Raw genomic sequence first — 20,157 nt, 5'->3', positions numbered from 1 at the left:
AGGCTAATAGCGAACAAGCGCTGATGCCCAAGCAAATCCGCCTCCGAATGCTTCTAGTAATAAATGCTGTCCGCGTTGAATGCGTCCATCTCTGATAGCGGTATCAAGCGCTGTAGGCACTGTAGCAGCAGAGGTATTACCATACTGCTCTAACGTAAGCACTACTTGATCAAGAGACATATTCAGCTTTTTAGCTGTCGCTTTAATAATTCTAAAGTTTGCTTGGTGAGGCACTAACCAGTCAAGATCAGATTTTTGCATACCGTTCGCGGCAAGGGTTTGTTCAACCACTTCTGAAAGCTTGGTGACCGCAACTTTGAATACTTCGTTGCCGCGCATCACACCCCAATTTTCGTGAACTGACTGCTCATCACCACGAGTTGGATTGCCTACGTATAGTAAGTCTCCATATGAACCTGCTGCATGAATATGTGTAGATAAAATACCAGGTTCATCACTGGCTTCTATAATAGTCGCGCCTGCGGCATCACCAAACAGAATGACCATGGTTCTGTCTTCTGGGTCTATCAAACGGCTTAGGCAGTCGGTTCCGATTACAAGAATGCGTTTAGCCATTCCCGATTTAATGTACTGATCGGCCACACTCAATGCATAACAATAGCCTGCACACGCAGCAGCCACGTCAAATGCCGGAATGCCGTCTAAATCAAGAATGCGTTGAATTTCACATGCTGTGCTTGGAAGCGCATAGCGACCACTTGTGGTAGCGCACACAATCATGTCGATAGATTTTGGATCGATGCCTGCCATTTCTATGGCTTTTTTACTGGCTTCTGCACCCATGGTAGCAGCGGTTTCATCTGCTCCAATAATACGTCGCTCTTTTATCCCGGTACGGTCAGTGATCCATTCGTCACTGGTGTCCACCATTTGCTCTAAATCTGCGTTTGTACGCACGTCGCTGGGATAATAGCTACCTGTTCCTATAAAGCGTGAATATTTGCTCAAAGCTGCTCCAACAATACCGTTTCTATCTTAGTCTTTATCTTCTCAGGTAAATGCATTTTTGCTTCTTTCATTGCTTGCACGATGGCGTAATAAAAGGCATCTTTTTGTGCATTTCCATGACTCTTGATAACAATGCCGCGCAATCCTATCAGACTCGCACCGTTATACTGGTCGGGGTTCACGCTGTTATAGATAGATTTCAGTAATGGGAAGGCAATTTTTGCCAATAATCGGGTATAAAAGTTCTTCTGTGACTGGCGTTTTACTTCATTTATCACCAGCTTAGCCAGCCCTTCGCTGGATTTGAGGGCTACATTTCCGGTAAAACCGTCTGTAACCACTACGTCCGCATGATCGGTGAAAATGTCGTCACCTTCTACATAACCAATATAGTTTATGCCTGGCGCATCTTTAAAAAGCTGGTCGGCAGATTTTACCTGTGCGTTACCTTTAATATCTTCTTCGCCTACGTTTAATAAGGCAACTCGTGGTGATTCAATTCCCGCTACCTCTTGCGCAAGCACTGAACCCATAACGCCATACTGAAACAGGATCTCAGGCGTACAGTTTACATTAGCGCCTAAATCTAGAAGAAAAACATTATGGTGCCCTGTTGTCGGCATCATATTAATAAGCGCGGGCCTATCAATGCCTGACAAGGTTTTTAGTAAGTAGAAAGACAAGGTAAGTAGTGCACCGGTATTACCTGCACTTACGCACGCGTCTGCTCCACCGCTCTCAACGAGTTCGATAACGCGACGCATAGAAGAGTCTTTTTTATTTCGTAACGCTGATGTGGGCGCTTCGCCCATTTCAACCACTTGTGAACAATGTTTTATGGTAACGCGGTTGCGTTCAACATTGGTAAGGGGTTGTAAGCTCGAATTGATAATTTTTTCGTCACCGCACAATGTGAAATGCACATCGGGATGAAGTTGGATAGCCTTTACGGCTGCGGAAAGGATAACAGGGGGACCATGATCGCCCCCCATGATATCTAACGCGATGGTTAGTTTAGACAAAATGTAGTCGCCGTATTACGCGCCGATTACTTTCTTGCCTTTATAATAACCGTCAGCGGTCACGTGGTGACGACGGTGAGTTTCGCCCGACGTTGAATCGACAGACAAAGTCGCGCCTGTCAATGCATCGTGTGAGCGACGCATACCGCGCTTAGAACGCGTTTTACGATTTTGTTGTACTGCCATAACTTACTCCTGGTCTCGCTTAAGTTCTTTCAAAACCGCGAAAGGGTTTTGTCGCTCTTGTTCCGGTTCAATCTTTCCAAACGACATATCGTCCTGCTTCACTGTACACTCCGACTCTGCATGAAGGGGCACAATTGGCAAAGATAACAGTAGCTCGTCTTCAAAAATCTGAAGCAGATTAACTTCTCCGTGGTCGTTGACCTCTACCGGTTCGTAAGCCTCGGGAATGATGTCATCGTTTTCCTGTTCTTCTCCCTGCACTGGAGTAAAACAGAATTCCGCTTCCACGGGATAATCGAGTTCACCATTACACCTTTGACAGATAAGTGTTACCTGCGTGGCTAAGTGGCCGTGAAAGACAGTAAGACCCTGCGCGTCTTTTTCGAACTGTACTTCTGCGTCCACATAGTCATTGCATCGGACAACTGCTTCACTCAATCGTTCCATATCTTTAGACACAATCACGCCCCGGTAATCGGAACGTTTCATGGCACTTTTAGTCGGTTCAACCGAATGAGGGAGTTTCACTTTCTGCATAGGGCGCGCATGATATAGGGTCAACCCCTTCCTGTCAAAGCAAAATTACGTTTTAACCTATAATAAAACACTGTATGTAGTGCGCAGTGATAAAGTAACATTGTACTACTAACTGAAACTATGCAACATATTGATTTTATAAAAGGAGTATTTGTGGCCTCCCTTGTTCTCGCCTCATCATCGCAATACCGAAAAATGTTGCTCGCCAACATTGGAATTCAAGTAAACACCCACGCACCAGATATTGACGAAACGCCCTTTGAGAACGAAAGCCCTACTGCGTTGAGTTTACGTTTGGCTGAGCAAAAGGCACAAAAGGTTGCCGCTGAATTAGAAAAAGTAAATAACGACACTATTATTATTGGTAGCGATCAAGTGGCTTTGGTACAAACCGACACAGGGCCTCAGTTACTTGGCAAACCGGGTACGTCTGAAAATGCAGTAAAGCAACTAATCGCGTGCCAAGGTAAGCAAGTGTCATTTTATACTGCACTTTGCCTTCACCAACCTAGCGCTAATAAAACGATAACACAGGTAGATGAAACACGCGTTTTCTTTCGCCATAACAGTGAAGCTGCCATTCGCGCCTATGTAGATAAAGAGCAACCACTTGATTGCGCTGGCAGTTTTAAAAGCGAAGGTTTGGGTGTATTACTGTTCGATAAAATAGAAAGCCGCGACCCTAACAGTTTAATCGGTCTTCCGATAATGCTGCTAAATGAATTACTGGGCGCACACTTCGATGTCGATTTATTAGCAATGGCTGCACAGTAAGCCACTAATTCTATCAGAACTGCTCTATTAAATCAGCGCTATTTAAATAGCGCTGTTTCTAGTTCACTTACAGAGTGTACAAGAGCCACAGGTGACAACGCTTCTAAATGAACCTGTGCATGAACACCGTATGACACACCTATTCTATCCATCCCAATGGTTTTGGCCATTTGCATGTCATAGGTTGTGTCACCTATCATCACGGCATCTTCAATTTCAAAGCCGAGCTCATCGAGAATCTGCAACAGCATATCCGGCGATGGTTTTGATTCTGCCTCGTCAGCAGTGCGCGACGTACTGAAAAAAACGCCCGTTTCTGTTTGTAACCAAGCTCGGTCAAGACCGCGGCGCGCTTTACCTGTCGCAACGGCCAATGTGCATCCTGCTTCTTTCAAATTGCTAAGTAACTGTTCAACGCCATCAAACAAAGGACACGGCGTTGTATCGCGGGTGACAAATGCCTCTTTATACGCTGCGACTAAACGTTCAGCTAACGCATCATCTTCAATTTTAAAAAGCTGCTTTATGGCGGGCTTTAAACTTATGCCAATAATGTGACCCACTTCGTCATAGGTAGGTATTGGCATATCACACTGTTTTGCCGCAAGCTGCATGCAACTGACGATTTTCGCAGCCGAGTCCATCAACGTGCCATCCCAATCAAAGATAACAAGTTTGTACTTAGGCAGTTTTTTATCTAACGAAGTGAAAGGCTGTGCTGCCACAGCCTGATTCTTTGAGTGCATAACTTACAGCGCTTTAAGTGTATTTGTGAGTGTATTGTCTAAGGGTGCGGTAAAGGTCACACGCTCTTCTGTCGCAGGATGTATAAGTGAAATACTGCGAGCGTGAAGAAACAGTCTGTTAAGCCCTTTCTGGCGCATTGATGCATCAAAATCCGCATCACCGTATTTTGGGTCGCAAGCAATAGGATGACCGGCGTGCAAACAGTGAACACGAATTTGGTGAGTTCTACCTGTGATAGGCGATGCCTCAACTAAGGTCGCCCCTGCGTATTCTTCTAATATGCGATAGCGAGTTTCTGACGGTTTACCATCATCACTTACACTCACCATTCGCTCGCCCGATTGGAGTACATTCTTACGAAGTGGGGCTTTTACTTTAAATCGAGTTTTAGGCCACTCACCTGCAACAAGCGCATTATAACGCTTGTCCATTTTACCCGTACGAAGTTGCTCGTGCATGTGACGAAGGGCTGAGCGCTTCTTAGCAATTAAAATACAGCCAGAGGTATCGCGGTCAAGTCTATGTACCAGTTCCATAAACTTGGCATCGGGGCGCAAGGCTCTTAAGCCCTCAATCAAACCAAAGCTTAAACCACTGCCACCATGAACTGCCATTCCAGAGGGCTTGTTTATAACAAGTATGCGATCGTCTTCAAATAGAATGTGCGACTCAAGCGCTGCAATTTTATCGAGTTTAGGCGATGGCGCCGGTGCGCCTTCCGACACACGAACAGGTGGAATTCTGACTAAATCGTCGGCTTGTAGTTTGTATTCAGGTTTAACACGGCCTTTGTTCACTCGCACTTCACCTTTGCGTAAAATGCGATAGATCATACTTTTAGGCACGCCTTTTAACTGCGTACGCAAAAAGTTATCGATTCGTTGACCAGCCAAGTCGGCTTCAACCGTTACAAAACGTACTTTTTTGGGGGCTTCTTCTTTCATGCCCAGAGTATACCTCATTGGTATTTCTCTGGGCTAATTGAAAGTGATAAATAATTGAAAAAAGCATTTATCGACGCAATTTTAACCAAAGACATTTTTTTGCCATTCGTCTGTACTCAGTACACAGCCTACTTATTGAGATATACACAATTTATTCACTTGCTTTCCTTGCTAAATTTGCAGTTTTGGTGCGATAATTAACGACGTTTTTTGAACGGTAATATTCACAATTTAGTTTTTGATAGTAAGTGGTAAAAAAACGCCCTTTCAGAAACGTGAAACTCAGCGTTATAAAAACAACAAACGAGAACGAGATAGCAATCTATAAAGAACGACGATGCTACTCACACTTGTAAAACGAAAAAGTATGGCGTTCGCGTTGGTAGCATCCGCAATGAAAAAATATTTTTCAGACCAACCAAGCTAGAGAGGCAACGACTACACTGCCGTGATAAAGCAACCGCCATTGCTTGCGAACATAAAATAAGTTTGCCGTTAACTAACAGAATTAAATGACTAGCGAGCATATAAAAATGCTCGTAAAAAAGAATACAGTAATAAGGGCTAGTCGCTCCCGACATCCCTAAAGCAGTGTGGCCATTGCAATTCGCTTGCGATTTTGTCTAAAAATAAGACACAAGTGAAAACAGTTAAAATTAAGCGCTAAAAACGGTGCTAACATGGCCAACCACCAGGGATAATGCGACGCAACAACAAGGTCCCCGTCCAGCCGTGAGGTTGCGCGGTGAGGGTTTGCACATGTCACTTTAATTTTGTGTCTTAACGGCTGTACTAAAACAGAGTTAGATACAATGAAAAGAATGTTAATTAATGCAACTCAGCAAGAAGAGTTGCGCGTTGCCCTTGTTGATGGGCAACGGTTGTACGATTTAGATATTGAAAGCCCAGGGCACGAACAGAAAAAAGCGAACATCTACAAAGGTAAAATTACCCGCGTTGAACCAAGCTTAGAAGCCGCTTTTGTCGACTACGGCGCAGAGCGTCACGGTTTCCTCCCTCTAAAAGAAATTGCCCGCACTTATTTCCCTAAAGGTTACAAATTCGAAGGCCGTCCAAACATCAAAGATGTGATTAAGGAAGGCCAAGAAGTTATTATTCAAATCGACAAAGAAGAGCGTGGCCAAAAAGGCGCGGCTTTAACTACGTTCCTATCGCTTGCAGGTAGCTATTTGGTGCTAATGCCGAATAACCCACGCGCTGGCGGCATCTCTCGTCGTATTGAAGGCGACGAGCGTACTGAGCTTAAAGAATCACTAAGCAAATTAGACCTTCCTGAAGGTATGGGCCTAATTGTGCGTACTGCTGGTGTAGGTAAGTCGTACGAAGAATTAGAGTGGGATTTAAAAGTTCTGCTTAAACACTGGGAAGCGATTTCAGAGGTAGCTGAAGAGCGCGAAGCTCCTTTCTTAATTCACCAAGAAAGTAACGTTATTGTGCGCGCTATTCGTGATTATCTACGTCGCGATATCGGCGAAATCCTTATCGATAAAACCAGCATTTATGAGCAAGCGCTACAGCACATTCAGCTAGTGCGCCCTGACTTTGCAAATCGTGTAAAGCTTTATCGTGGTGAAGTACCATTATTCAGCCACTACCAAATCGAAAGCCAAATTGAGTCTGCGTTCCAACGCGAAGTGCGTTTACCATCTGGCGGCTCAATTGTTATCGACCCTACTGAAGCACTAACCTCTATTGATATCAACTCTGCCCGCGCAACCAAGGGCGGTGATATTGAAGAGACTGCGCTTAATACTAACTTAGAAGCGGCAGATGAAATTGCTCGTCAGTTGCGTCTTCGCGATTTAGGTGGTTTGGTAGTTATTGACTTCATCGACATGACACCAGTACGTCACCAACGTGAAGTTGAAAACCGTATGAAAGACGCGGTTAGAAGTGACAGAGCCCGTGTACAGCTTGGTCGCATTTCTCGCTTTGGTCTTTTAGAAATGTCTCGCCAGCGTTTACGCCCTTCTCTAGGTGAATCAGCGCACCACGTGTGTCCACGATGCTCTGGTCACGGCACTATTCGCGGAACCGAATCTTTAGCACTGTCTATTCTTCGTATTTTGGAAGAAGAAAGCATCAAAGAAAACACAGGGCAAATTGAAGCACAGTTGCCTGTTCCAGTTGCGACCTATCTACTTAACGAAAAGCGTAAGTCAATTCAGCTTCTTGAAAAGCGTCACGGCGTAGATTTACTGCTTATTCCTAATGCAAACTTGGATACACCTCATTACCAGGTGTTGCGTCGACGTCCAGACGACGTTGTATCTGAAGCGAGCTACGACGTAGAGCTAATGCCTGCAGTAGAAGCTGAAACAGAAACGACGACCACGGCCCCCGTCAAACGTGAAGAACCAGCACTTAAAGGGCTTGTTGCGCCTACAGCTGCTCCTGTTGTGGCGCCGAAAGAAGAGCCGGCAAAGAAAGCTGACGATGTGCCTTCGCTGTTTGCACGCTTTGGCAAATGGATTAGCGATTTATTTGGTAGCGAAAGCGAAGAAGAAACCAATAAAGACAAGAAAGCACAGTCTGGTAACCAAAATAGAAACAACCGCACTCGCAATAACGACGACCGTCGTCGCAAGCCGCGCAATAAAAACAACCGTCGTGGCAGCCAGTCTAAAGGCCGTGACCAAGACAAAGATCAAAACCGCGATAGTGACCAGAAGGATAATCGCAAACCGCGCGGCGATCAGCGAAAAGACCAGCGTCAGGACCAAGACGACAAACGCAATAACAAAGGCCGTAAGCCGCGTAAAGCACAACAGCCTCGCGATGAACAGCAAAAGCCTAAGCACGAAAAGCAAGATGGCGAGCAGCAAGAAAACCAAGCGCAGAAGAAGCGTGAAGTGGCTGAACGCAGAAAACGTCGTGACAAGCGCCGTAGCGTTCGTGTGAAAAAAGATGATGCCGTAAATACTGCAGAACAAAATGACGCTCAAACAGCCCCTGCGCCGAAAGAAGCACAGGTACAGCAGAAGCCTAAAGCTGATACAAAACCTAAGTCGTCTAAAGTAGAGAAAGCACAGGCGCCAGCTGAAAGTAATATTGAGTCTAAGCAGGACGCTAATAAACCAGCGCCGCAAGCGGAACAGCAAGTAGCTGAAAAATCTGTAGACGCAAAGCCGGTAGCGGCTCAATCGGATGCGGATAAAGTTGATAGTCGAACTTCAGTAGCTAATGACGCTGTTGAAGCGACTACTGATGCGAACAGTGAAGCCAACAGTGAAGAACAAGGTCAAAAACGAGAAGGTCGTGGTCGTTCACGCCGTTCACCTCGCCATGTTCGTGCCGCAGGCCAACGTCGTAAGAAAGAAGCGCAGCAAGTTGACGATGCAGACACTCAAGCTAAGCAACCTGGCGAGCTTTCACCGCAAGCTCCAGAGGCTGAAGTTGAAGCGACCGCTAAAGCTGAAGCACCTATTGTTGAAGAAACGCAAGCACAGGAGCCTGGTCAACTAGCACCAGCTGACGAACAGCCTGTTTCTAACCAAGGCCAGCAAGAAAAAGCCAAGCTTGATGTTGAAGCCGTTCAGGACGAACTTCAGTTTGATGCAGAGCCTTCAGCGGGTAATGAGCCTTCAGCGGGTAATGAACCTTCAGCAGGTAATGAAGCTTCAGCGGATGAAGAGCCTTCAGCTGAAAATAAACCTTCAGCTGAAAATAAACCTTCAGAAGAGAAGCAGCCTTCAGAAGATAAGCCTTCTACGACTGTAGAAACTGCATCAGAAGATAACGCTACCACTCAAGCTGAGCAGGTCAAAGCAACTCAAAACACTGAACAATCAAGTGAATCTGAAGAGTCCGTGTCGGAAGCAGACGCTGAATCTTCAGTTGAGGCTGCTGATACTGACAGTTCAAGCGCAGCGTTAGGAGCTAAAGATGAATCAGCATCGCCAGAACAAGTTGAAATTAACTTGGCAGATGTGCCATCAGAACCTGAAGCAAAAGCATCGGATACGACGGCTAAAGAGCAACGTACTGTAAAGGCAGCTCCAGCTTTAAATAGTCTAGCTGCTAGCGGTAAAGGTAAGCGTGGCGCATCTCACCCTATGGCATTGCCAGCGCAAGTGAACGATACCTTTGTTGATGTTGCGCTTACTGCAAAAGCTGACGATACACGACCTGCACTAGCAGTATCGGGTAAAACTGCGGCCATGTCGTACGCCAACTCGCGAGCATCAGCAACTACAACACTTCCTCAAGCAGTAAGTGACGTTGCTGAAGCGCCAGCAGCGGCTGAATAAATCTCAGTTGCTAGTGGTTGACTAGCCCATGAATAAAAGCCGCTTTCGAGCGGCTTTTTTGTTTGTTATGACCCATCCTAAATAGCGTTGACACTTTTCAAACTTAATTTGGAGAGTGTAATGAAATCAAATAGCAAAAGAACTCAACGCGATTATTCCCTCGCTTTTAAACTGGCCGTTGTAGACCAAGTTGAAAAAGGCGAATTCACATATAAACAAGCACAAGACCACTACGGGATTCAGGGGTGTTCAACGGTTTTAGTTTGGCTTCGTAAGCATGGTCGTCTAAATTGGACGGATGGTACACCTGAGTTTCTTAAACGAGGTAACTGCGTGGATAAGTCCAAAGTAGAGTTCACTCCAGAACAGCGTATTAAGGCACTGGAGAAAGAGCTTGCTGATACGAAAATGAAAGCTGATTTCTTTGAAGCCGTCGTGAATGTTCTTGAAACTGATTATGGAGTAAGCGTTGTAAAAAAGCGCAAAAGAAAGTCATCCAGGAAAAAGTGATAGACGGGGTTTCCGTAGCCAAAGCTTGTCGTTATCTGAATATTTCTCGCCAGGCCTATTACCAACATTGTGCTCGTTCAATCAAGCGCGAAGCGCATGAGGCTAGAGTCATTCAATTCGTACGTCATGAGCGAATGATTCAACCTCGCATCGGCACTAGGAAATTACAGTATCTTCTTGCGCTCGTAAAAATAGATATTGGTAGGGATCATCTCTTTAATTTACTAAGAGAAAGGCGTCTATTAGTGCCTACAAAGCGTGCCTATCACAAAACAACGAACAGTCATCATCGGTTCCGCTGTCATCCCAACCTTATTAAAGCGGGGTTAAAAGCGGATAAACCCAATCAGCTATGGGTGGCGGATATCACGTACTTACCGACGCGAACTGGAGAGAGTTATGTGAGTCTCATTACAGATGCTTATTCGCGGAAGATTGTGGGCTATCAGGTCGACGATAACATGCGAACGCAGTCAGTAAAGCAAGCATTTACTCGAGCGCTTAAACAAAAAAGTACAAACGAAAAACTCGTACATCATTCTGACAGAGGTATACAGTATTGCTCAGAAGAGTATCAAAAACTCCATAGAAAACATGATGTACAGTGCTCAATGACAGATGGTTACGACTGCTATCAAAACGCCCTTGCAGAGCGGATAAACGGTATTCTTAAAAATGAATACTTACTCCATAAGCCAAGAGATTTAGAAGAAGCGAGAAAGATGGTTGCAGAGTCAGTAACAATCTATAATGGTAGGAGGCCACATTTGGCTCTTAAATACAAAACGCCCGATGAAATACATCGGGCGTTTTAACCGAAATAAGTGTCAACCTATTTCAGGACTAGTCATTAGTGTACTTTTGAAATTTAGTTCGAATTGAGAATGAAATGTCAGATACGGTAGACCAGCAATATATAGATTGGTTAAGCCAAGTGTGTAATGCCAGGGTATTGGATACGCAACTAATCCAGCCTCTTTGGAGTGGCTACGGTGCCTGCTTTCGTGCCACACTAGACTACTCTAGTGACGGTACCGCAAAATCCAGTAACAAAGTTAGCGCTACTCGTACAAATGAAATCCAGCAAGTACAAGATAGCTCAACTACCCTACACAAAGCCAACTACCAACCAGTTACTAAGGTTGTAGTAAAATGCGCCACACCGCCAAACACCCTTTCACACCCCAAAGGTTGGAACGGCGAGGCAAGCCACAACCGAAAATGCCAATCTTTTGCCGTAGAGAACTGTTTTTATAGCCAAGTACACCCGCAAACTGATGCCTGCTTTCCAACAGCCAAATACATAGCACACAGCCAGCAGGGCGAAGCCTCCCTTCTGGTTATGGAAGATTTAGCGCACGCTGGCTACTCACGTACAGCCTCTTCACTTACCCCAGCGCGATGCGAAACCGTTCTCAAATGGTTAGCTCACTTTCACGCGCGCTTTCTTAATGTAAGAAGTGAATTTGAAAACCGAAATATACAGCTGTGGAGCGAAGGTACTTATTGGCACTTAGCTACACGTGAAGATGAGTTTCAAGCCATGCCCGAGGGTCTGTTAAAACAAAACGCTCTGGCCATTTCTAGAACTTTAGATAGTGCTAACTATCAAACGTTAGTACATGGCGATGCTAAAGTGGCTAACTTCTGTTTTACTGAAGATTTTTCCGCCTGTGCCGCCGTCGACTTTCAGTATGTCGGTTTTGGTGTCGGCATAAAAGATGTGGCTTACTTTTTGGGAAGCGCATTACCCACTGAAACCCATATAGCCCATCGGGACGCTTTACTTAATACGTATTTCCTTGCACTAGAAGACGCACTACAAGCTCGCTCGTCAAACCATGATAGCCCTTTTTATTTCAAAAACAGTGATATTGAGCACGTCATTGCCGAATGGAAAAAGCTGTACCCTTTTGCCTGCGCTGACTTTTATCGGTTCTTATCTGGTTGGAGCCCAGAGCACTGGAAAATAGATGCTGAGCTTAAGGGCCAAACTAATGTCGCCCTAGCCGCCTTAAAGTAAAAAGATTAAAGCACAGCCCTGAATACAAAATCACGTAAGTACTGCACTCGCAAAAGTTCGCAAAAACTCACTTTACGACTTTTCATGGTTGTTCTAATGGTTTTAATGCAATTGTCTAAAGTGGAGCCTTAAAGAGTTCACGCGACAGCTCTTTGCCTTTAAAACCAATAAAACTGCACCATTACATTATATTAGGCGTATATAGTGGCAAACAAATACAATGTCGTTGCCATGTACAAACGCAAACTTTATCTTTTTGGGTTGTTATCTACTTTTATCTTGTTAATAGCCTTGGCAAGTGCCGCAATTTCGGCACATTTAACCCGTACTAATCTCACCCAGGCACAGCTTGCCCAGTCGCTACTGTCAGAGCATCAACAGCTATCCAGTGTTTCCTACAGGCTTTTTAAACAGCTGACAGACGAGCTTATATTTGGAAAAAATGCGAACCAAGCCAAAGTTAGAAACAAGCAACAGCAAATAGAAAACGCATTAAATCGGATAACATCGCTAGAACTCGCGCAGCGTGAAGCCTTAGGAGTTGAAGCAACGCTTGGCAGCGTAGAGGACACTGACGAACTCGAAGCACTCATTCAAAGCATAGTGGCAGAATTTAGGGCTATTGCGCTTTCTAACGATAGCACTCCACTCAACCAGCAGCAGCGCCTTCAAACATTATTAGAAGTCACCATCGACAATCAGTTTAGAGAAGCTATTAACTCTGCTGTAAATAGACAAACAGGCGTGGTATCGCGTATTAACGCTAGCATCGAAACACTTAACACCAGCATTGTATGGTTTACAATTAGTTTGGGTCTTATCACCTGCCCCTTCATTTTGCTGGGTTGCTACTGGCTATTCAATGCCCTTTATTCACCCCTTACAGTCATTCGTACTGGTACTGATGCTATCGCATCAGGAAATTATCACTATCGCTTGCCTGAAACCCTAGACAGCGAATTTACTGACTTGGTGAAAGCGCTTAACTCTATGATTGCGCGACTACAGGAGCATGAAGATCAGGCAGATGCCCATCGCAAGCATTTAGAGTTTGAAGTGGAGAGCCGCACTCGCGCGCTAAAAGAAGCAAATGACAAACTAACTAAGCAAGACGCAAAGCGTCGTCAGTTTATGGCCGATGTTAGTCACGAATTGCGTACGCCGCTAACTATTATACGCGGCGAAGCGCAGGTAACCCTCAGACAAGCAGCAGCGAGCAATGAGATTTACAAAGAAACGCTGGAGACCATACTTGAGCAAGCGGTTAACTTGAGTAAGTTAGTGGATGACTTACTGCTACTGGCGCGGGCCGAGATGCACGAATTCACGGTGGATTTGGTTAAATCGGACTTACACAGCCTGCTTACTCAAAACATGCCATCGTGGCAAAAACTTACAAAGCCCAGAGATCTAGATATTAAATGGCTTGCTAAAGAAAAAGCGCAAGTGCTTATCGACCGTGACAGAATTTCGCAGGCACTAACCATTCTTATTGAAAACGCACACAAATACTCCTATCCAGATACGCCCATTTCGCTGCGAGTTGAAAGCGAAGACCAGAATATCAACGTATCAGTCATTGATTGCGGTGAAGGCATTTCTTCAAGTGATTTGCAGCACGTGTTTGAACGCTTCGTTAGGTTAAAACGCAAAGGCAATGGAATGGGGTTAGGTTTGTCTATCGCAAAAGCCATTGCAGAAGCCCACCACGGCGCACTAACTGCACACTCTACGTTAGGTAAAGGCTCTCAGTTTACCTTGACACTTCCTATGATAGAAAGCCAAGCAAATCAATCAGATTTACCTAGCCCTGAATGACATAGACGAATTAGGATTATACCAATAATGAAGATTCTTATTGCTGATGACGAAGCCCCCTTACTACGATTTTTATCGCGAGGCTTAAACGCGGAAGGTTTTGAGTGTATCGAAGAGTCGGCATTGCACAATTTAGTCACGCGCATTCGACACGAGTCCCCTGCCATCATCGTACTCGATCGCATGTTTGGCGACGAAGATAGCGTAGAGCTGTTGCCCGCCATTAAATCTCTCCCTCATGCTCCTATGGTTTTGCTACTTACAGCTGTAGATGAGGTACGGGAGCGCGTGAATGGTTTAAAACAAGGCGCAGACGATTATCTATGTAAGCCTTTTGACTTTGACGAACTGCTAGCGCGTATAACGGCCTTAAGCCGAAGAGTGACCAACACGCCTGTTACTCTATCAGGCTTAACCGTCGGACCGTTAAACATCGATGATGAATCTCGCATTGCGACACTGTCAGGAGAAGAAATTACACTCACTAAACTAGAATACGACATGCTCTATTATTTTGCGGAAAATACTGAAAAAGTCCTTTCTCGAGAGCGTATATTAAGCCGAGTATGGCGAAGCCACAGCGACCCGTTGACCAATGTGGTTGACGTGTACATCAGTAGGCTACGTCAAAAGCTTCATAGCAGTGATGCCATATTTATTGAAACCTTACGCGGGAATGGATATCGATTAACCATTCGAAAATAGCCATTTCGTCTCATCAGCTATTGCATTAAAACCTTATCCATCCTATTTTGAACACTCGTTCAAATCTTAATTAAGGATAATCATGGCTCGTTCACCTTCATCATTACTATCACGGATATGCTGTGCAACCGCTTTAGGCCTAGGTCTGCTGTCATCACCTGTTTTTGCGCAAACAGGAAATACCGATGCAATGCAGGTCGAAAAGAAAGAATTGCGCGCGCCCAAAGTTATCTTTTTTGATGTAAACGAGACCCTTCTTGACCTTACCGCCATGCGCAGTTCGGTGGGTGAAGCATTAGGAGGGCGAGACGATTTGTTACCGCTTTGGTTCTCTACCATGCTGCATCACTCGCTGGTCGACTCAACTACTGGCCGCTTCCATACCTTTGGAGAGATTGGCGTTGCCTCACTATTGATGGTCGCTGAAATTGAAGGTATCGAATTAACCAAAGAGCAGGCTAAAACGGCAATTGTCACGCCTTTGCGAAGCCTTCCCCCACACCCAGACGTACGTGATGGCTTGCAGGCACTAAAAGACAAGGGCTATAAACTGGTAAGCCTTACCAATTCCTCTAATAAAGGCGTGTATACCCAGTTTAAAAATGCAGACCTACTGTCTTATTTCGATGAACGACTCAGCGTTGAAGATATTAACTTGTACAAGCCAGATACACGCACTTATGAATGGGCTATTGAAAAAATGGGCATAGCAGCAGAAGACGCTATGTTAGTTGCGGCTCACGGTTGGGATATTGCTGGGGCGAAACAGGCCGGTCTGGCAAGCTGTGTTTATCGCTCGACCGGGCAAAGTACTCTATCCTCTAGCGCTATCGCCTGACACTGTAGTGAGCGGGCTAGATGAATTGGTATCTCAACTACCGAAGGCGAAATAAGCATTTGGGTCTTGATTGATGGGCTCTAGGTGCACGTAAAAGCACCGCTTATCGGTTGGCATGAGTGAACAAGGTCAGTTAATACTTTGACTATACGCCTGTTCCAAAGCTATAAGGTTATGCCAACCGATTTTTTGAGCTAGTCACAGATCTATACTTTTTGCCGTGCCTTGTCTCTTCATATCTATATGAGGGATGTCATCCTCCAAGTACATGGTTGATGTGGCTTCAAAACCAAAGCTCTCATAAAAGCGTTTTAAATATTCTTGTGCACCAATTTCAATATCACACCCCGGCCATATTGCCTCACAATGATTAATGGCTTCACGCATAAGCGCTTTACCTGCCCCTTTCCCCCGAAAGGCTTTACTGGTAGCCACACGGCCTATGCTTACCGATGGATAACTGACGCCTTCACCAATTAATCGTGCACACGCCACAAGTTTATCATTTTCAAAACCCATTAAGTGATGGGTTTGCGGATGGCGGTCTTTTTCATCAAGCTCCGGATAGGGGCAGTTTTGCTCAACAACAAAAACATCGACTCGCAGCTTGAGCAGGTCGAAAAGTTGATGATTAGTAAGTTCATTAAATGTAAGTGATTGCCAAGAAACCATGTTGTCCCGATGAGTTTTTATTATTAACGTTTAAATAGTGCGCTATTACTGGTGCTGTAAAACCTAAAAGTAAAAGGCTACAACTTGTTACCTACTTGCTAGTGTAACGCATAGCGTTTTACTCACAAAGCTCAAGCTCCTACTTTACCTTAAGAATATAACCGTCGTAGCACCTTTCCTGTAAAGACTGGCGACTGGAAATAAGCGTTTAATTGATGAACCCTATAATTTAGTCGGCGTAATTAATTGGAACACCATTTAAAAATAGTTAAGGTGCTTTGCTACTAGGTCTTGTATACATGAGCAAACACCCGCGCGGGCACAGGGGCAAAATATGAGTGATAAGCGCAACATCAAAGTTTACGACAAACCCGCTGGCGGATGGGGTGCGCTAAAAAGCGTGACTAAAAATTGGATCCAAAGTGAGAAGCCGCTTAAAAATTTACGAGCCATGCTTAAAACCAATCAAGATAAGGGTTTTGACTGCCCGGGCTGTGCTTGGGGCGAGTCACCTGAAAGCGGATTAGTGAAGTTTTGTGAAAACGGTGCTAAAGCGGTGAATTGGGAGTCTACCGGCCGTTATGTCGACCCAGCGTTTTTCTCAAACCATTCAGTAAGTTCGCTAAAGAAGCACACTGACTATTGGTTAGAATCACAAGGTAGACTTACACACCCAATGCGCTTCAATGCTCAGACTGATCATTATGAACCTATATCATGGGACGATGCCTTTGCACTTATCGCTAAACATTTAAATGCTCTGAGTTCACCACATCAAGCCGAATTCTATACTTCAGGACGCGCAAGCAACGAAGCCGCTTACCTATATCAACTTTTTGTACGCGCGTTTGGCACCAATAATTTTCCCGATTGCTCGAATATGTGTCATGAAGCCTCAGGGCAAGGTATGAAGCCCACCATTGGTGTAGGTAAAGGCACGGTTACGTTCAACGATTTTGAAAAAGCAGATACTATATTTGTTATCGGGCAAAACCCGGGCACTAACCACCCACGCATGTTAGAGCCACTACGCGACGCTGTACGTAGAGGGGCGCAAGTAATTTGTTTAAACCCGCTTAAAGAGCGCGGACTAGAAAAGTTCCAGCATCCTCAACACCCCATTGAAATGCTAACCAATGGCTCAACGCCAACCAATACCGCTTACTTCAGACCTGCCCTTGGCGGCGATATGGCAGTAATGCGCGGTATTGCGAAATGGTTGCTAATCTGGGAGAAGGAAGCAATAGCAAACAATGACACTCCCGTCTTCGATCATGATTTTATCAATACACATACCAACGGCATGGACGACTATTTAGCGGTAGTTGACAATACAAGTTGGGAACATATTGAAGCACAAAGCGGTTTATCGAAAGACGACATCCGCCACGCAGCTACTATGTACAAGCGCGGAGAACGGGTGATCATGTGCTGGGCTATGGGAATTACACAGCACAAACATTCTGTTGCTACAGTTCAAGAAATTGTAAATGTACAGCTATTGCGAGGAAACGTTGGCAAGCCAGGCGCCGGCCTTTCGCCCGTTAGAGGCCACAGTAATGTGCAGGGTGATAGAACGGTGGGTATTAACGAAGCACCGCCTGAAACCTTACTCGATGCGTTGGAAAGCAAGTTTAACTTCGCAGTCCCACGAGAACAGGGTCACAATACCATTCAAGCGATTCAGGCTATGGAAAGTGGCGAATCTAAAGTATTCATCGGCTTAGGCGGTAATTTTGCGCAGGCAACACCAGATACACCCCGTACTCACGCTGCGTTATCAAAATGCGATTTAACGGTACATATCGCTACCAAACTAAACCGCTCTCACCTAACTACAGGTAAGGATGCACTTATTTTACCTTGTCTGGGTAGAACTGAAGTGGACATGCAGGCCAATGGACAACAAGGTGTAACCGTTGAAGATACGTTTTCTATGGTTCATATCTCCTATGGTCAACTACCGCCGAGTTCGCCTGAACTTCGCTCAGAACCAGCCATAATCGCGGGTATCGCCAAAGCGACGCTGGGCAACACACCGGTAGACTGGGATGCCTTAATTAGCGACTACGATAATATTCGTGAACTCATTGCCGATACGATAGACGGTTTTAAAGACTTTAATACCAAACTTGCACAGCCAGGCGGCTTTCACCTAGGTAACGCAGCAAGTGAAAGGCACTGGTTAACACCTTCAGGCAAGGCTGAATTTGCTGTTAACTCGCTGCCAGATTCGCTGTTAAATGCCGACCTAGTTGCTCAAGGTGAAAAGCCCGACCTTATTTTACAAACTCTGCGTTCCCACGACCAGTACAACACAACTATCTATGGTATGGATGACCGTTACAGAAACGTGTTTGGCGTCCGTGATGTCCTTTTTGTTAATGAACGCGATATCGAAAAACTGGGATTTAAAGACGGTGATAAAGTGGATATTACGTCAATGTGGAACGATGGCAAGACCCGCCAAATTAAACAGTTTATGTTGGTAGCTTACGACATTCCGCCGGGCCAAGCTGCGGCGTATTACCCCGAAACCAATCCGCTAGTACCTCTAGAAAGCTACGGCGACGGAACCTTCACGCCAACGTCGAAATTTATTGCGATCAAACTTTCAAAGTCCGAGTCGGATGGACGAATTGCGGTCTCTGCAGTTTAAGCTTATCGAATTTGGCCCCGAACGCGGGGCCGCTTAAATGCTCTATACTCTCTAGCTTCGCGCCCCGTTAAACTTGTGGTGAGTACGCTCTCGGTGAGTCATATTTAGGCACGTGGATAAGGGATACGCCATAGCGGTTAGCCCACTTAACTGATAATGCCGTAGGTGCTGAAAGTGTCACAAGCAAAGGTAATTTTGCTCTTATCGCTTTTTGTACTAGTTCTAAGCTACAGCGACTGGTTAACACGACAAGGCAATCCTTCTGATAAAGCTTATTAGCCGCAATGGCTCCAATTAACTTATCAAATGCGTTATGCCTTCCTATATCTTCACGACATGCCAGTACATTGCGTTTGGCATCAATATAGAGTGCGCCGTGCATTGCCCCACTTTGCTGCGCTAATGCTTGCGCTTGCGATATCAGGTCTCGCAACCCTTTAAACCAGCTTGCTTCTGGTAGGGGCAATGGTTCTACAGGTTGGAGTTGAGGCAAAGCGTTATCCAGCGCTTCGACACCACAAAGCCCACAGCCCGAAGCACCTGCCAATTGCCGTTTATTTTCTTTTAACTTCCAAAAAGCCTGGTTAGCAATATCCACTTCAGCATTAATGTGCTCTTTGTGGTATGTCAACTCAATACCATAAAGCTGGCGGGGGTGCTCAATAATGTCGTTACTTAAACTAAAGCCAATAATAAAGTCTTCAATGTCTTTAGGCGTAACAAGCATTACTGCATAGTTGATACCGTTGTAACTGATGCTTAATGCGACCTCTTCAGCAAGCGTAAAACGTTGAGTTTCAGGTGTGCCATCTAAAACTAATGCGTGGTATTCGGCGTTATTTGTCATCAGGCCAATCACCTGGCGTGTTAACATTAAGCCATTGTGCCTCATCCATACGAGCTACTTTTTCGTTCTGTTTTTCTTGATCGCCATTTACCTTTTTGGAGCGCGCAAGATTAGCTTCCTCAAGAGCAATGGCGTCTAGGCTTTCTAAGAACCCCACCACACGCCGTTTGTATTGGTCAACCAAGTAGTGAGTTAGCATTGATTTAGTTTTGGGCATAACAGACAAATAAAAAGGCAAAAAGCGTTTTTTCACGTAAACCGACCGCTGGGATTCCCGCCCTGCTGATACTAGCGTTTTCAAAAGCTGAGGCGTCATCTGGGGCATATCCACGGGAAGGACAAGCAATTCAATAGGCCTACCTTTGCCTTCGTTTGAATTACATAAAACATCCAGAGCTGCATGCACACCACCCAGTGGTCCTGCATCATCAATTTTATCATTTAAAAAATTTGGCGCATTACGGCTAATTAACACCTCATCACACCCTGCAGCCTTTAATAGCGATGACGCTCGCTCAATAAGCGTACTTCCCTGATAACGCATAAGGGCTTTATCTTGCCCCATTCTGCGCGATTGGCCACCCGCTAACACGAGTCCGATAAGAGTTTTATTCACTATTATTGTGGCAACCTTA

General features: G+C 45.2%; 16 protein-coding genes and 1 pseudogene. 8 read left to right on the top strand and 9 right to left on the bottom strand.

Features of this window, described 5'->3' with window-relative positions; translation table 11 throughout:
- Nucleotides 1-3 precede the first annotated feature (3 nt).
- The 4 genes from ACYX4W_RS11565 to yceD are packed head-to-tail and all read right to left on the bottom strand — an operon-like array spanning nucleotide 4 to nucleotide 2,714.
- A complete protein-coding gene (locus tag ACYX4W_RS11565; protein WP_071814538.1) occupies nucleotides 4-969 on the bottom strand; it encodes a beta-ketoacyl-ACP synthase III in 966 nt (321 codons plus the stop codon).
- Nucleotides 966-1,991, bottom strand: coding sequence for a phosphate acyltransferase PlsX (plsX, locus tag ACYX4W_RS11560; RefSeq protein WP_476073290.1), 1,026 nt, complete (start codon nucleotides 1,989-1,991; stop codon nucleotides 966-968). Before plsX ends, ACYX4W_RS11565 begins: the two co-directional genes overlap by 4 nt.
- A gap of 15 nt (nucleotides 1,992-2,006) precedes the next feature.
- On the bottom strand, nucleotides 2,007-2,177 hold the full coding sequence (rpmF, locus tag ACYX4W_RS11555) for a 50S ribosomal protein L32 (protein ID WP_012518206.1): 171 nt from the start codon (nucleotides 2,175-2,177) through the stop codon (nucleotides 2,007-2,009).
- A 3-nt stretch (nucleotides 2,178-2,180) separates the two neighbouring features.
- Nucleotides 2,181-2,714 carry a 23S rRNA accumulation protein YceD gene (gene yceD / locus ACYX4W_RS11550; RefSeq protein ID WP_476073289.1) on the bottom strand — a complete coding sequence of 178 codons (534 nt, stop codon included), beginning with the start codon at nucleotides 2,712-2,714 and terminating at the stop codon, nucleotides 2,181-2,183.
- Between the two features lie 153 nt (nucleotides 2,715-2,867).
- Here yceD and ACYX4W_RS11545 point away from each other — a divergent pair, with 153 nt between their 5' ends.
- A complete protein-coding gene (locus tag ACYX4W_RS11545; RefSeq protein WP_476073288.1) occupies nucleotides 2,868-3,488 on the top strand; it encodes a Maf family protein in 621 nt (206 codons plus the stop codon).
- Between the two features lie 38 nt (nucleotides 3,489-3,526).
- Here the strand turns inward: ACYX4W_RS11545 and ACYX4W_RS11540 are convergent, their stop codons facing one another.
- Nucleotides 3,527-4,234: an HAD-IA family hydrolase gene (locus ACYX4W_RS11540; protein WP_476073287.1), complete on the bottom strand. Its 708-nt coding sequence runs from the start codon at nucleotides 4,232-4,234 to the stop codon at nucleotides 3,527-3,529.
- Nucleotides 4,235-4,237: 3 nt separating this feature from the next.
- Nucleotides 4,238-5,179 (bottom strand): 23S rRNA pseudouridine(955/2504/2580) synthase RluC, encoded by a 942-nt coding sequence (rluC, locus tag ACYX4W_RS11535; protein ID WP_474807273.1) that lies wholly within the window; start codon nucleotides 5,177-5,179, stop codon nucleotides 4,238-4,240.
- An 812-nt stretch (nucleotides 5,180-5,991) separates the two neighbouring features.
- Here rluC and rne point away from each other — a divergent pair.
- The 6 genes and pseudogenes from rne (at nucleotide 5,992) to ACYX4W_RS11505 (ending at nucleotide 15,399) form a co-directional block, all read left to right on the top strand.
- Complete coding sequence (gene rne / locus ACYX4W_RS11530) at nucleotides 5,992-9,450, top strand: ribonuclease E (protein ID WP_476073286.1); 3,459 nt, start codon at nucleotides 5,992-5,994, stop codon at nucleotides 9,448-9,450.
- Nucleotides 9,451-9,570: 120 nt separating this feature from the next.
- A protein-coding gene (locus tag ACYX4W_RS11525) for an IS3 family transposase (protein ID WP_476073285.1) occupies nucleotides 9,571-10,775 on the top strand; the annotation gives its coding sequence in 2 pieces (ribosomal slippage) (nucleotides 9,571-9,943 and nucleotides 9,943-10,775; 1,206 coding nt in all).
- Nucleotides 10,776-10,849: 74 nt separating this feature from the next.
- Nucleotides 10,850-11,983: a phosphotransferase gene (locus tag ACYX4W_RS11520; RefSeq protein ID WP_476073284.1), complete on the top strand. Its 1,134-nt coding sequence runs from the start codon at nucleotides 10,850-10,852 to the stop codon at nucleotides 11,981-11,983.
- Nucleotides 11,984-12,214: 231 nt separating this feature from the next.
- The gene (locus ACYX4W_RS11515; protein WP_476075467.1) at nucleotides 12,215-13,801 is read left to right on the top strand and encodes a sensor histidine kinase; all 1,587 of its coding nucleotides are present in this window, start codon (nucleotides 12,215-12,217) and stop codon (nucleotides 13,799-13,801) included.
- Between the two features lie 27 nt (nucleotides 13,802-13,828).
- The gene (locus ACYX4W_RS11510; RefSeq protein WP_476073283.1) at nucleotides 13,829-14,506 is read left to right on the top strand and encodes a response regulator transcription factor; all 678 of its coding nucleotides are present in this window, start codon (nucleotides 13,829-13,831) and stop codon (nucleotides 14,504-14,506) included.
- An 82-nt stretch (nucleotides 14,507-14,588) separates the two neighbouring features.
- A pseudogene (locus ACYX4W_RS11505) lies at nucleotides 14,589-15,399 on the top strand (haloacid dehalogenase type II).
- A gap of 143 nt (nucleotides 15,400-15,542) precedes the next feature.
- Here the strand turns inward: ACYX4W_RS11505 and ACYX4W_RS11500 are convergent.
- Entirely contained in the window at nucleotides 15,543-16,016 is a 474-nt protein-coding gene (locus tag ACYX4W_RS11500; protein WP_476073282.1) for a GNAT family N-acetyltransferase, read from the bottom strand.
- 334 nt (nucleotides 16,017-16,350) lie between these two features.
- On the opposite strand from ACYX4W_RS11500, the gene ACYX4W_RS11495 reads away from it, so the two are divergent.
- Nucleotides 16,351-18,675, top strand: a complete 2,325-nt coding sequence (locus tag ACYX4W_RS11495) for an FdhF/YdeP family oxidoreductase (RefSeq protein WP_476073281.1) — start codon at nucleotides 16,351-16,353, stop codon at nucleotides 18,673-18,675.
- Between the two features lie 67 nt (nucleotides 18,676-18,742).
- Here the strand turns inward: ACYX4W_RS11495 and fdhD are convergent, their stop codons facing one another.
- Both fdhD and mobA read right to left on the bottom strand, forming a co-directional pair.
- Nucleotides 18,743-19,522 carry a formate dehydrogenase accessory sulfurtransferase FdhD gene (fdhD, locus tag ACYX4W_RS11490; protein WP_474807285.1) on the bottom strand — a complete coding sequence of 260 codons (780 nt, stop codon included), beginning with the start codon at nucleotides 19,520-19,522 and terminating at the stop codon, nucleotides 18,743-18,745.
- Entirely contained in the window at nucleotides 19,512-20,138 is a 627-nt protein-coding gene (mobA, locus tag ACYX4W_RS11485; RefSeq protein WP_476073280.1) for a molybdenum cofactor guanylyltransferase, read from the bottom strand. Before mobA ends, fdhD begins: the two co-directional genes overlap by 11 nt.
- Nucleotides 20,139-20,157 lie beyond the last annotated feature (19 nt).

This window comes from Alteromonas sp. ABH4_454, from assembly GCF_056311775.1.
This window is presented reverse-complemented; position numbering and strand designations above follow the sequence as displayed.